Origin of the sequence: Planktothricoides sp. SR001, assembly GCF_001276715.1 — a bacterium.
Lineage (GTDB): Bacteria > Cyanobacteriota > Cyanobacteriia > Cyanobacteriales > Laspinemataceae > Planktothricoides > Planktothricoides raciborskii.
In genome coordinates, this window is sequence record NZ_LIUQ01000055.1 from 1 (window position 1) to 12,853 (window position 12,853).

Genomic DNA, 12,853 nt, shown 5'->3' on the forward strand with positions numbered 1-12,853 from the left:
GAAGGGACAAGAAACCGGGTTTCTTAAGTTAACCTTTGCCACCCCACAGGCCCCTACATAGAAACCCGGTTTCTAACCTCTCCCGGCTTCCCACCGCCCCAGGGACAAGAAACCCGGTTTCTAACCTCTCCCGGCTTCCCACCGCCCCAGGGACAAGAAACCGGGTTTCTTAAGTTAACCCTTGCCACTCCACCGGCCCTTACATAGAAACCCGGTTTCTAACCCCCCTTGCTCTCTATGTTTGAGCAACTTTCACCACAATAGTTGGGGGTTATTCAACAGTATTGGAATAGCACTTATTATTCCTGTCGAGTAGATTTTTACCCTAATGGTACTGTAGCCTTGGTATATGCCACCGGAACAATTCTTTCCGTAATTCCCATTCCTCAAATTAACGCTACTTTTGTCACCGCTAATCCTTAAACCAAATGGATCCTATTTTTGTTGGTTAGGGATTCCTGTCCCATTCAGGTTCCTTGCAATTCCCTAATATCCAGCAAAACTTTAAGCACTCCCCGTGTTTGGGCGTGTTTAAAGGCAGCGATCGCTTCTTTTAAGGGATAACGGGCTTGAATCAACGGCTGAACATTAATTTTATTTTTAGATAAGATTTCTAGGGCTTGGGGAAAAGGGCCACAACGAGAACCAATTAGGGTAATTTCATCCACCACTAACCCCGAAGCATCAAAGGTGAGATTGCCCTTATAGGTACTTTTCAGCACCAACGTGCCCCTGGGACGTAAAGCGCGACGGGCGATCGCGAATCCTTCCGGGTTGCCAGTACATTCCACCGCAATATCAAAACTTCTATCTTTGACCAAATCCGCAAATCCGGTTTGAATTCCTTCCGCTTCCAGGTTGGCCAATTTCTCACCATGACGCCCGATCGCCAATAAGTCGCAAGCAGTCAACGCCAAGGTTTGCGCCACCAACTGACCCAACTTGCCATCCCCGACCACCAACACGCGATCGCCGGGTTTAATCTCCACTTGCTGCTGAATTTCCAACGCGGCAGCCACAGGTTCCGTAAAAGTCGCCACATCTGTGGAAATGTTATCCGGTACTCGGTGCAAATTTTTGACTGGCAAAGCCAGATAATCCGCAAAAGCGCCATTCCGATTCACAATCCCCAACACCGTGCGATTTTCACAGTGAGTCGGTTGTCCCTTTTGACAAAAGCGACACCAACCGCAAGCGGCATTAATTTCGCCCACCACCCGCTGATTAATCAAATTTTCCGGCCCTTGTTCCACCACCCCAACAAATTCGTGGCCCAAAATGCCATTGTAAGGATAATAGCCTCTGACCAATTCCAAATCCGTATTGCAAATACCTGCCCGCAAAACCCGCACTAAAGCTTCTCCCGGTGCAGGTTCAGGAATTGGCAGATTTTGCCGCAGTTCTAATGTTTGATTTTCTAACCAGAGTCCTTGCATAGTTTGTTATTTGTTGGTTGTTGGGTAGGGATTCTTTGGTTGCCCCTCTTTGAAGGGGGTTGGGGGGTTGTTTGGTTGCCCCCCTTTGAAGGGGGTTGGGGGGTTGTTGGTTGGTTTTTTCGATAACTCCTGTTAAAAAAAGCGAAACCGCTACCTTAAATTTGGTGCGGTTTAGTTCGGCAGTTATACCACTACCCTTGGGTCGAACCCTACTCATTTGATACCCTACTCATTTGATACTCAATTAAACCCAGACTGTCAAGTAGCTTGTGGGAGAATGTACCACTTAGCCTCAGAAACCAGAGAAACCCGGTTTCGCCGAAGTTACCGGGTTTCTGGTTTGTAATCAAGCTTTCTTGAAAAAGCGAATAATTTCCCGGACATGGTTGAGAAATTCCCCATCTTCGGTAATTTGCGCGATCGCATTTTGAGACTCTTTGGCTAACTGTTCATGCTGCGCTTGATTGGTACTTTTGAGGGATTCCATCGCCGCTGCAAGCTGGGTTAAATCATGGCGAATGGCCTCAAAATTGCGGTTTTGCTTTACCGCTAAAGCTTGGGGATTTTCTAAGTTAAATTCTTGTTGAATTGCATTTAGATTTGCTTCCAGGGAATCGACTCTGCCGCGCAATTCCCACACATCTTCACGGGGATAAAGAAACTCTTGTCTGACCATCCCTAGGCGGACTAAAATATACTCATAAGCCCGGATTGCTGGCCGTAATACCGTTAATAATAAAGCCGCCCCAGACCCGACATACCCGACGGCACTAATGCCGGTAATCGCCAAAGTATAAAGGGCGATCGCAGAGAGGATATGCAGCAAAATTGCTAAAGGCAGCGATCGCTGGGCTAAAGTTTGCACATAATTCAGTTTTTTCTGATCGATCGGAATACTTTTATCCTGACTTTTCTCCTGAGACTGTTCCGCTTCCGCTAAAACTTGCTTCGCTTGAAAATAAATATTCCAAGGCACCGTTACAATCACCATTAACCACCAAAACGTTGCCCCACCAATCACCCAATCTAAAAAAGTGCCCGCACTAACATCTAGCCATTGCAACAAGCCAAATGTCCCCAGCACTAACACTACCAATCCCACAGTAAAACTGGCAAAAACATTTAAATACATAGATTTCACCGTTTTTTGCTAACTTTTTTCGAGTCAATTTTTACAGTCAATTTAATGATCGCCACTCTCTGAATGAAAAAATTTCACTCTGTGACAGTTTGATGACTGGCATAAGCGAGAAAAAAACCAATGGTTACATTTTTAATCAATTTTACTCAATATGATATATTTTATTTGAATTTTTTCATTTAACTTCATTTATTTTTGTTGAAAATATAAAAAAATGGAATCGCCCCACGCCCCGATCGCGATTTCGGTTAATGTGGGGGTTTGAATCAAAAAAAAATTTTTTATATGACCAGAATAGGTCGTTAAATTATTTGGTTTAATTATCTTTTTCAGGAAACTAAAAAATATCACATTTCCAACCACTCATCGACCGATTAATTAAAAAATTATTGGTCGCTGGTTCAGAAATATGACCTGGGATATCTTTCCCTAATAAGGTCAAAAGATATACTAAGCTGAAGCCATACATTAATATTGATATACCAAGAGCAATTTTATTGAAATTAAAAGCATAATATTGAGGCGAATTTGCTTCGCTGTATCTAAAGAATCTATTGGCTTGGTTTAATAAATTAGAAATCATGGCGACAATTCTCTGGTATTTCAGTTGATATTTGTTTGATACCTACAGAATACCAAGATATTTTTTTCGGGACTGCGATCGCGCTAATCACTTGTGGTGATAATCTCGGCGATGATTCGTGATTAAACCAGTACCAAACTGTAACCACATCCACCAAGTTGAGTGATTTCTATCACAGATCATTACTTGTTATTTGGGAACGGGGTGTAGGGTGCTTCTGGTGCGGGGGAGCTTTCGGAGCAGGGGTGCTTCTGGTGCAGGGGAAAGTGAAAAGTTAAAAGTGAAAAGTCGTAGGGGCTTTCTGGCCATATAGCCTGACGGATTATGCTTCGCAAGGACGCCCGTACAAGTGAAAAGTTAAAAGTGATGCATTGAAAAGTCGTAGGGGCTTTCTGGCCATATAGCCTGACGGCATGGGCTTCGCAAGGACGCCCGTACAAAAGAATTATCACTATTTACTATTTACTATTTACTATTTACTATTTACTATGTATTATTTACTATTTACTATTCACTATTCACTCTCTCCTCATCTCCTCATCTCCTCATCTCCTCATCTCCTCATCTCCTCATCTCCTCATCTCCTCTGCCGACGGCGGTGGCGGGTTCCGAAAGCTCCGAAAGCCCCTACACCCTACACCCAAGGGTCAACAAAAATTTTTAGATTTATACCTAGACGTAAATAGAAAAAATATGTATAGTGAAGGAGAATGTATATTAAAATACATTCTCCTGAGTTCCTAAATTTTCTATTTTTTTTAGAATCTCCCAAAACCTACTCTAGAACTGAAATCCTTTTGGTGATTGGCATAGCCGCCTCAGTATATGCCAACCATATCGGTATAATATCCGTAAAAACACGGATAAAACATCGGTGAATATACGCAGAAAAAAAGATCCGGGAATATACTGAACAAAAACTCGCAACATTACTGATGCACTTCAAAAGAAGAAGATGCAGTATGTATATATGGAACAGTTCAGGAGACGGAATATGCAATTCACTAATATCCAAGATTTATTTATTAAAGGTTCTATTTCTCATCAAATTAACCGGATTGACTGGGAAAAAATCAATACTCTCTCTGGCAGCAACCTTTCCGCAGAAGATGAACTAATGATTAAGAGAATTCGCCATAGTGTTCGTCGCGGCTGGATTAACGTTTTCTCTTAATGAGTACCAAGGATCACGCTTCAGGAAACGCTTCAGGATATTTAGGCAAAGCCTAAAGTAATCCAAGATCCAATGATTCAACCGACTTGAATTAAGTTGGTGATTTCTCACAACAGCTTTTTCCTCTTTGATGGATTTTTTTGAGAATTATACCGATAAACAACGAGAAACAGCGAGGAAAGATTATGTCTATCAAGTCATTTAGCGCTAAAATTGAGCAGATTTTTATCGATACTTCCCTGACTCAACAAATGACGGTTCAAGACTGGCAGCAACTTAATCAGTTGGCACAAGCTTCGTTGCCTCAAGATGATGAACGAATTGTTAGGAGAATTATGCATAGTGTGCGTCGAGGTTGGATTCAGATTCTTAATTAATCTGTTTGTCGCGGTGAGATGCCCATTTGACAATGGTTTGGGTTAGCCCGTCTAGGGTGTATTCTTCCGCCTCTATGTCTACTCTGCCCAGCAGTTTGATACAGGTTTGAGAAGTTTGCGGGCCAATAGAGGCAAAGTAAACATTAGATAATACATCTGATAACAAATTGTCCAGGTTTTGGTCTTTTTTGGTTTGTGGGTAATCGGTTTGCTGGTCTTGATTCAAGTTTTGATTAGATGCTAGTTCTTGGGTTAATAGCTGACAGAAATATTGTACGGTTTTGGAACTGGCAAAAGTAATTACATCTACCTGGCGTTGTAACAGTAAGTTAGCAACGGCAGGGTCTATTTTTTTGGGACAACCGGACTGATAGGCGGCGACTTCGGTGACGTTGGCACCAGCAGCAGTAAATTCGGCCACGAGCACTTCTCGTCCCCCGGTTTCGACGCGGGGAAATAAGATATTTTTGCCAGCAACCGATTCGGGAAATTCTGCGACTAAGGAGTCGGCAACAAAGTTGGGGGGAATAAAATCTGCTTGCAAACCCCTTTGTTTCAGACTGGCGGCGGTTTTTTTGCCAACGACGGCTATTTTAATTCCGGCTAAGTGACGAGTATCTTTGCCTTGGGTCAGTAGTCTGTCAAAGAAATAGTCTACGCCATTGGTGGAGGTGAGGATTAACCAGTGGTAGCTGTCTAGGTTGGCGATCGCCCGATCTAGTTCTTGCCAACTGGACGGTGGACCAATTTCTAGGGCAGGCATTTCGGCGACGATCGCCCCGAATTCTTCTAGGCGATCGCGAAATTCATTATTTTGTCCGGCAGCACGAGTGATTAAAATAGTGATTCCGGCAAGAGGGAGAGACTGATCGGACATGGCAAATTTATTTAGGAAGCCCGGGCTACCCGGTGGACACAAATAATCTCGCAGCCCCACCACTTCGCCGATCGCAATGACTGCGGGAGAAAGGGACAAACCGCGAGTTGTTTCTAGAATATCTCCTAAAGTACCCGTCCATACAGTTTGTTTGGGAGTGCCCCCAGCCTGAATAATGGCAATGGGAGTTTTGGGGCTGCGATCGTGCCGGAGTAATTGGTGGATAATTTCCGGTAATTGTTGGGTTCCCATTAAGATCACCAAAGTTTCTAGCTGAGAAAAGATTTCCCAATTTAAATCGGCGGGTTCGTGACCAGTCAATACGGTAAAACTGCGACTCAGAACCGGATCCGTTAAAGGAATGGCAGCTAATTCTGGGGCGGCTAAAGCGGAAGAAATTCCCGGCACCACTTCAAAGCAGCAACCCGCTTCCTGTAAGGCCATAATTTCCGCCGTACAACGACCAAAAATAAACGGATCTCCCCCTTTGAGGCGGACTACCTGTTTTCCCGCCTGACATTCTGACACGAGTAATCTATTGATGTCTGTTTGTAGCCAACTCGCTTGTCCACCGCGTTTTCCCACATGGAAAAGTTGACAATTTGCCGGGGCAAATTGCAAAATTTGTTCGTCTACCAGAGCATCATAAATAATCACTTCGGCCTGTTTGAGCAATTCCTCAGCCCGTCGAGTTAGGTAAGCAATGTTTCCCAGTCCGGCACCTACCAAATAAACTTGGCCATACATTCGGTCACTTTTTCGGTTACTTTTATCCGTCATTACTCGCAGTTCTCCCTGATTTTCGGCTGATTATTCTGTTGTTGCCTTTGAAGGGGGGGTTGGGGGGGTTAGACGCCGGGAACGCCCGTAGGGTGTTGTTCCGTGCGAGAACCCATTCCTGACCAGTCCTATCAAAAACCAGTCCCATCAAAAATGATAAACTTAAACGAGTTGGCGGAAAATAAAGTCAAATGAAAAATGTCAGAGTCCCTGCTTAATATACAGTTTGATAAACTCAACCTTGACCAGACCAGTAGTCAGGCGATCGAACAGCTACTTGCTTATAGTCTGTCGCTAATCGATCCAGCAAAAGAACCAGAGGCGATTGCCTACTTATCCCAACTTCAAAAACAGATCGTCCAACTGAGAAGTCAGAAAGGCAACTTCGGTTCTAAGAAAATTCATGTCGGGGTGAGCGAGTTAAGGCAAGCTTTTCATGCTCATAGTCAATCGGCTGCTGCTGAACAAATTAAACAGATTTCGGCTTATTTACTCCTATTCTATGCCGTTGAATGTGGCCTCAAGAGTATTTGGCTGAAACAAAACAAGTTGCAAACCACTGAACAGATTCCCGACCGAACCCTTTTATCTAAAGATGGTCATAATCTAGATAGATGGGTCAAAGAACTGAAAATTTCCGCCAGCCAAGTGAGCGCAACTCCCGATTTTCATCTGGAAAAAGGGGGTTTCAGTTTAAACATAGAAAAGGCTCATCAAGCGTGGCGATATAACATTCGCCTCAAAGGTGAAGATGAAAAAGTTTTAGTCGAGTGGTTAAACAGTATTTGTAATTGGATTAAGGAGAACATCAACCGATGATTCCATCAGATATTCGTCTTTATACTTGGGTTGACGTAGAAGAAGTTTTACTGCGGAAACAAAAGCAAAATGACTGGCCAAACTGGTTGGTTTGGGCGCGAACCTACTGGGACGGGTTAACGATGGGAATTCGTCCGGGAACTCAAGCAGAAGCCCAAAATTGGCTGAGTGAAATCTACGATCCTCGCTTCCGAAATAAGTCTCAGTCGGACAGTCTAGATAGTTATATTATTTTAGAAAGTGTTGCTGATAATCAACGGATTTTGTCGATTTTTTTGGAGGAAACCGAGGAAGCCCCCCCAACTCCTAGACTTACTCCCAGTTTATCCAGACCGGGTGTGCTTTGGCCTCCCAGTGAAAATATCGAACCTCCGGCTATTATGCCATTAGATTTTCCCCCAGTGGTGGCATTTCATTCTTTTAAAGGTGGGGTGGGACGGACTACTCATGCGATCGCTTTAGCAAAAGCTTTAACCGCGAAAAAACAAAAAGTTCTGTTAGTTGATGGGGATTTAGAAGCACCGGGAATTAGTTGGTTATTTGAGCGAAGATTGCCCAATCCCCCGGTTTCTTTTGCGGACTTTTTAGCCCTGGTTCATGGCGATCCATCTCCCCATGCTGAAACCGCCATACAATTAGTGAGCGATCGCCTGCAAGATGCATTCATTGACGGGATATTTATCCTGCCCTCATTTCGGTCTACTTCAGGATTTAGCTCGTTAGAAATTAGACCAGAACATCTGATCCAAGGTTCTCAAAATGCGTTTCTATTGACCGATATTTTAGCCAGTCTGGGAAAATCTCTAGGGGTCGATGTGGTGTTAGTAGACTTGCGGGCTGGACTCTCAGAATTAGCCACAGGTTTAATTTTAGATCCGCGAGTTTATCGGATATTTGTTACTACCTTGACCGGACAATCCATCGCCGGAACGGTGAGAGTTTTAGAATTGATTGGGGAGCGATCGCCTTCCACCAGAGAAGAAGACCCATTACCCGCCTTAATTTTCAGCCAAGTTCCTGAAGATAAAAAATTAAGCGATTTGGTCATAGAACCTGAACAAAAACTGCTGGAAGCAGCCAGACCATTTTTAGGAGAAGATGGGGATATTCTGAGAGTAATTACCCCCTTTGCTGATAGTTTGCTGGTTTTACCTCCTAGTTGGGAAGAGGTGATGAATAAGCTGGAGCGATCGGGGATGGTGGATGCAGTAATTCCCCTGTTGGATTGGTTGCCTAGTCAAAGTGGTGAATCGCTCCAAGAAAGTCTTTCTAGTTTTAAATCCCAACGACAACTGATTAAAGAATTGGCGGAAAAATTAGTTTATGCCGAGACAGCAGAAATCGATAATTTTTTAGCTACAATTCCTTTAAAAAAATTGTGTTCAGACCATCGAAGACAACTCCCTATTACAGTAGTTGTTGGATCTAAAGGTTCAGGAAAAACTTATACATTTATGCAAATCGTTCGCAGGGAAAACTGGGAAAAATTTGTGCAGGAAACTGGGGCGAAAGTGCAAAATAATGCCTTAATAGCTCCTGTGTTAGCCTCAAAAAATTTAGAGGATAATGCTAAAAAAATAGTTGAGAATGTGCAGAAAAAAAATGCTAAAAAATTAAAATTTGACCGGCCTCAATACTCTAACGATATTCGAGATGATATTAGAAAAAATCTGACCCAAAACCTCCATGAAGGGCAGTGGCGAGAATGTTGGCTAGATGTCATGGCTTGGGGGGTTGGTTTTCAACCTAAGCAAGCCGGGGCTGGGCGAGAATTAGCCGACCATTTATTTCAAGAAAAACAGCAGCTTATTGTCGTCATTGATGGGCTAGAAGACTTATTTCAGAACTTTGATAATGACGAAAATCAACAAAAAGCTTTACGGGCTTTACTTCAAGAAGTACCGGAATGGTTAGGACAACAGCCCGGTCGTCCTTGGGGAATAATTATTTTTGTCCGGCGAGATATTGTCTTGGCGGCGGTGCGTCAAAATGCCGCTCAGATGATGGCTCGTTATCAGCCTTATGCTTTAAAATGGAATCGGGAAGAAGCACTTAGATTAGTGGCTTGGGTGACAAAAAAAGCCATTTCTAATTTTAACATTAATCTTGACAAACTGCAAGATATGAGTGAGGAGGAAATCACCGATACTTTAGTCCCACTGTGGGGGAAAAAATTGGGGGGTGAAAAATCTAAAGACGCTCGTTCTGTGCAATTTGTCCTGGCTGCTCTTTCTGATTTCAATGGTCAAATTCAATCGCGAGATTTGGTCAGATTTTTAAAGATAGCCGCCGATAAATCTATGAATGATAATCGGTGGCAGGATCGAATTCTCATTCCTAAAGCAATTCGGGATGCTTTACCGGAATGTAGTCAGCGGAAAATCGAAGAAATTGAGATAGAAAATACTGCCTTAAAAAATATTTTTACTAAATTACGGGACTTGGCAGAGGCTAATCGGAAAATTCCTTTTACCCGCGAAGCTGCTCAGTTATCGATTGAGGAAATTAAAACCTTATTAGATAATGGCGTATTGATTCAAGAAGAAGATGATTATTATATGCCGGAAATATTCCGTTACGGGTTAAATTTTGGACTGACAGGCAGGGCTCGTCCGCGTGTTTTATCTCTGGCTCGCCGTGCGGGACAGAGTTATTAATTAGTCCCCAGGATTTAGTCCCCAGGATAACGATGTATTCGGGAATGGTATTCGGGATAGAGGTTCTTAGGATAGAGGTTGTTAGGATAGAGGAAAATTCTCTATGCATCTCTCCTCTATTCTCTCTCCGATTGAAGGGATTAGCCCACATCAAATATAATGGTTTCTCTGTAGTAAGCGATCGCAGGAAGAACTGACGGCAAAGTTGGGGGAACAGTTTAAGGAGTCTGCTCGATTAGAGGCGGCGATTCGGGATAATTTACGAGTTTTGGGTTATGAGTTGTAGATTTATATTATTACTTTTGGATTAAGGAGTTTATGGCTATTATAGCAGCACGAGATGAGGAGCGGTACTTTACACCTGAAGAGTATTTTAGTTGGGAAGAGACGCAGCTAGAAAAACACGAACTGATCGATGGTCGGGTTTATGCGATGGGTGGTGGGACTAGAAATCACAGCGATATCGCGGGAAACTTTTTAGCGATAATCAAGCCCCATCTGCGGGGCAGTGGTTGTAAAACATACAATTCTGACTGTCGCGTAAATATCCTCAATACTCGCAACTATACCTATCCTGATTTAAGCGTTACTTGCGATCCGCGAGATAATTCTAGCGCCCAATATATTACTTATCCCTGTTTGATTGTTGAGGTTTTATCCGATAGTACCGAGGCTTACGATCGCGGCAAGAAATTTGAAAAATATCGGCAAAATCCTAATCTGGTTGATTATGTGTTGGTGAGTTCTGATGAGATGGCGGTGGATATCTATCATAAAAATGATGCGGGTGAATGGGTGATTCTTAGCTATCGAGAAGGCGATCGCGTGGAGTTGAAAAGTATTGATTTGAGTGTGGCGATCGAGCAATTCTATGAGGAGATCGTTTTCGAGCCTCAGCCTGATGTGGTTTAGTGTTGGCAACTTGGGAGAATTGGCGGGGGGTTTGCACATGAGTTCTGAGATTGTCCCGGAAAGTTTTGGTTAGCATCCCCTGTATTATAGAGCGCGATCTTGACCGGAGGAAATTTGTGTTTTTTACTATGTCAGGGCGAAGCATTCCGCCATGAAATTTCTGCTTTTAACCATCGAATGCCGAAATGTTTCGCTCCTACCAATCGGGTTTGTCCCCTGCCAAACCCATCGTTGCCAATTAAAGAGATAAAATTGATAATTCTAGGCAAATATTGACCCATAAATTAAGCCGCTGATGGTGGCCATGATCACAACTAAGGCCACAAAAACAATGGTTTTTTTCGTGCCCATAATACTTCTAATTACTAACATACTGGGCAGGGATAAAGCGGGGCCAGCTAATAGTAAAGCTAAAGCAGGGCCTTGACCCATGCCACTGCCAATTAATCCTTGGACAATGGGCACTTCGGTTAAGGTGGCGAAGTACATAAAAGCACCAGCGATCGCGGCAAAAAAGTTGGCAAATATTGAATTACCGCCCACTGCTTGTACCACCCATTCTGATGGGATTAAGCCTTCGTGACCGGGACGACCAAGCAAAGCCCCGGCAATTAATACGCCAAATAATAATAGGGGTAAGATTTGTTTGGCATAGTCCCAAGAAGTGTTAAACCATTCTCCCGCTTCTGCTTGGTTGATACTGGTTAGCCACGATAGACCAACGATCGCAACAGAAAAGGGTATGAGGGGTTGATTTTGGAATTGCCAAGAAAGTATCGCGGTGACGATGGTAATGAGGATAACTTTGCCAGAGTTGAGATGCAACCACTGGCAAGCAATTGCCGCTAAAGCAATGCCTAATAGTCCGGTAATCCACCATTTCAGCCCATAAATGGTTGCCCAAATTCCGAGATTTGTTTCCGGTTTTGCCCAGTTAGCAAAAACCAAGATACCCACCATAACGGCAAAAAATACGGCAGTTTGCCAGAGGGGACGGCTGGTTTCTGAGTCGGATAACAGGGTTTTGGCCTTGATTTTCGGCGGTTCTTCGTCACGGAAAATCAAATGCATGGCGAAACCAATGACGACGCTAAAGGCGATCGCCCCAATACCCCTGGCGATTCCTAATTGCAGACCTAATATCCGGGCGGTGAGGATGATGGCGAGGACGTTAATTGCTGGACCGGAATAAAGAAAGGCGATCGCTGGCCCCAAACCCGCCCCCATGCGGTAAATTCCCGCAAACAAGGGCAAAACGGTGCAGGAACAGACCGCTAAAATTGTCCCGGATACCGAGGCAACCCCATAAGCGAGAAACGGATTGGCTTTATCGCCCAGATATTTCATCACCCCATCTTGGCTGATAAAAATCGCGATCGCCCCGGCAATAAAAAAAGAAGGAATGAGACATAATAAAACGTGCTCTTGGGCATACCAGCGCAGTAGATATAGGGCTTCCCAAAAGGCATTTTGCAGGCGTTGGGACTTTTGCAACGCTTCCACCGGCATCAAATAAGAAAGTAAAAATATGCCCACAATTAGGGCAAGAGGTTTCCATTGTTCTCGCCAAAATGGTGCAACTTGCATGATATTTTTCCTAATATTTCCTAATATTAATTAACCTCAGAAACCGGGTTTCTCTGAGAAATGTCTGCCGACCCACCAGCCTCTCCATAGAAACCCGGTTTCTAATATGAGGTTTCTAATATGATAAATGTCTGCCGATCCACCGGCACCTCCATAGAAACCCGGTTTCTAACCATCAAGAATTAAACGGTGAGATACTTTTTAATTTGTTCTGGGGTGGCAACTTGACCCTGACTTACCAGGGTGTCATTGACTACTAAAGCGGGGGTTTTCATTACTCCGCGTTCCACAATTTGCATCGGGTCTTTAATGTGAACCACTTCTGCTTCTAAATTTAGGGCAGCGATCGCCTCTTTCGCGTTAGCTTCTAATTGCTGGCACTTCTTGCAACCCGTTCCTAAGACTTCTACTTTAATGGCACTCATGGAAAAACTCCTTTCTACGGGCTTTCGCATTCGGGTATTAAATTTGGGGGTTAACCAGAGAAATTATTGCCCGAATGCGAAAGCC

At 43.7% G+C, this 12,853-nt stretch carries 12 protein-coding genes; 6 read left to right on the forward strand and 6 right to left on the reverse strand.

The genetic code is table 11. The features are described from left to right. The first annotated feature begins 264 nt into the window (after positions 1-264). Positions 265-423, forward strand: a complete 159-nt coding sequence (locus AM228_RS33400) for a hypothetical protein (RefSeq protein WP_156332002.1) — start codon at positions 265-267, stop codon at positions 421-423. Positions 424-467: 44 nt separating this feature from the next. Here AM228_RS33400 and AM228_RS23490 read toward each other — a convergent pair whose 3' ends face one another. From AM228_RS23490 to AM228_RS23500, 3 genes are all read right to left on the reverse strand, one after another. Further along, the gene (locus AM228_RS23490; RefSeq protein WP_054469368.1) at positions 468-1,436 is read right to left on the reverse strand and encodes an alcohol dehydrogenase catalytic domain-containing protein; all 969 of its coding nucleotides are present in this window, start codon (positions 1,434-1,436) and stop codon (positions 468-470) included. Positions 1,437-1,782: 346 nt separating this feature from the next. Next, a complete protein-coding gene (locus AM228_RS23495; protein ID WP_054469369.1) occupies positions 1,783-2,568 on the reverse strand; it encodes a hypothetical protein in 786 nt (261 codons plus the stop codon). Between the two features lie 346 nt (positions 2,569-2,914). After that, complete coding sequence (locus tag AM228_RS23500) at positions 2,915-3,160, reverse strand: hypothetical protein (RefSeq protein WP_054469370.1); 246 nt, start codon at positions 3,158-3,160, stop codon at positions 2,915-2,917. 994 nt (positions 3,161-4,154) lie between these two features. Here AM228_RS23500 and AM228_RS23505 point away from each other — a divergent pair. Then, positions 4,155-4,334 (forward strand): hypothetical protein, encoded by a 180-nt coding sequence (locus tag AM228_RS23505; RefSeq protein ID WP_054469371.1) that lies wholly within the window; start codon positions 4,155-4,157, stop codon positions 4,332-4,334. Positions 4,335-4,519: 185 nt separating this feature from the next. Then, positions 4,520-4,711, forward strand: coding sequence for a hypothetical protein (locus tag AM228_RS23510; protein ID WP_054469372.1), 192 nt, complete (start codon positions 4,520-4,522; stop codon positions 4,709-4,711). On the opposite strand, the gene cobA is transcribed toward AM228_RS23510, so the two are convergent. Continuing rightward, a complete protein-coding gene (cobA, locus tag AM228_RS23515) occupies positions 4,704-6,368 on the reverse strand; it encodes a uroporphyrinogen-III C-methyltransferase (RefSeq protein WP_054469373.1) in 1,665 nt (554 codons plus the stop codon). The genes AM228_RS23510 and cobA overlap by 8 nt on opposite strands. Before the next feature lie 198 nt (positions 6,369-6,566). Here cobA and AM228_RS23520 point away from each other — a divergent pair, with 198 nt between their 5' ends. The 3 genes from AM228_RS23520 (at position 6,567) to AM228_RS23530 (ending at position 10,756) form a co-directional block, all read left to right on the forward strand. Then, positions 6,567-7,187, forward strand: coding sequence for a hypothetical protein (locus AM228_RS23520; RefSeq protein ID WP_231636927.1), 621 nt, complete (start codon positions 6,567-6,569; stop codon positions 7,185-7,187). After that, a complete protein-coding gene (locus tag AM228_RS23525; protein ID WP_054469374.1) occupies positions 7,184-9,844 on the forward strand; it encodes a KGGVGR-motif variant AAA ATPase in 2,661 nt (886 codons plus the stop codon). The genes AM228_RS23520 and AM228_RS23525 overlap by 4 nt, the downstream gene beginning before the upstream one ends. Positions 9,845-10,168: 324 nt before the next feature. Beyond that, the gene (locus AM228_RS23530; protein WP_054469398.1) at positions 10,169-10,756 is read left to right on the forward strand and encodes a Uma2 family endonuclease; all 588 of its coding nucleotides are present in this window, start codon (positions 10,169-10,171) and stop codon (positions 10,754-10,756) included. A 261-nt stretch (positions 10,757-11,017) separates the two neighbouring features. On the opposite strand, the gene AM228_RS23535 is transcribed toward AM228_RS23530, so the two are convergent. After that, positions 11,018-12,343: a permease gene (locus tag AM228_RS23535; protein ID WP_054469375.1), complete on the reverse strand. Its 1,326-nt coding sequence runs from the start codon at positions 12,341-12,343 to the stop codon at positions 11,018-11,020. A gap of 182 nt (positions 12,344-12,525) precedes the next feature. Further along, positions 12,526-12,768 (reverse strand): thioredoxin family protein, encoded by a 243-nt coding sequence (locus AM228_RS23540; RefSeq protein WP_054469376.1) that lies wholly within the window; start codon positions 12,766-12,768, stop codon positions 12,526-12,528. Positions 12,769-12,853: the final 85 nt, after the last annotated feature.

Bases quoted from the DNA above. Each gene is read 5' to 3' on its own strand.
- AM228_RS23490 (WP_054469368.1), bottom strand. From the start codon at position 1,436: ATGCAAGGACTCTGGTTAGAAAATCAAACATTAGAACTGCGGCAAAAT.
- AM228_RS23495 (WP_054469369.1), bottom strand. From the start codon at position 2,568: ATGTATTTAAATGTTTTTGCCAGTTTTACTGTGGGATTGGTAGTGTTA.
- AM228_RS23500 (WP_054469370.1), bottom strand. From the start codon at position 3,160: ATGATTTCTAATTTATTAAACCAAGCCAATAGATTCTTTAGATACAGC.
- AM228_RS23505 (WP_054469371.1), top strand. From the start codon at position 4,155: ATGCAATTCACTAATATCCAAGATTTATTTATTAAAGGTTCTATTTCT.
- AM228_RS23510 (WP_054469372.1), top strand. From the start codon at position 4,520: ATGTCTATCAAGTCATTTAGCGCTAAAATTGAGCAGATTTTTATCGAT.
- cobA (WP_054469373.1), bottom strand. From the start codon at position 6,368: ATGACGGATAAAAGTAACCGAAAAAGTGACCGAATGTATGGCCAAGTT.
- AM228_RS23520 (WP_231636927.1), top strand. From the start codon at position 6,567: ATGTCAGAGTCCCTGCTTAATATACAGTTTGATAAACTCAACCTTGAC.
- AM228_RS23525 (WP_054469374.1), top strand. From the start codon at position 7,184: ATGATTCCATCAGATATTCGTCTTTATACTTGGGTTGACGTAGAAGAA.
- AM228_RS23535 (WP_054469375.1), bottom strand. From the start codon at position 12,343: ATGCAAGTTGCACCATTTTGGCGAGAACAATGGAAACCTCTTGCCCTA.
- AM228_RS23540 (WP_054469376.1), bottom strand. From the start codon at position 12,768: ATGAGTGCCATTAAAGTAGAAGTCTTAGGAACGGGTTGCAAGAAGTGC.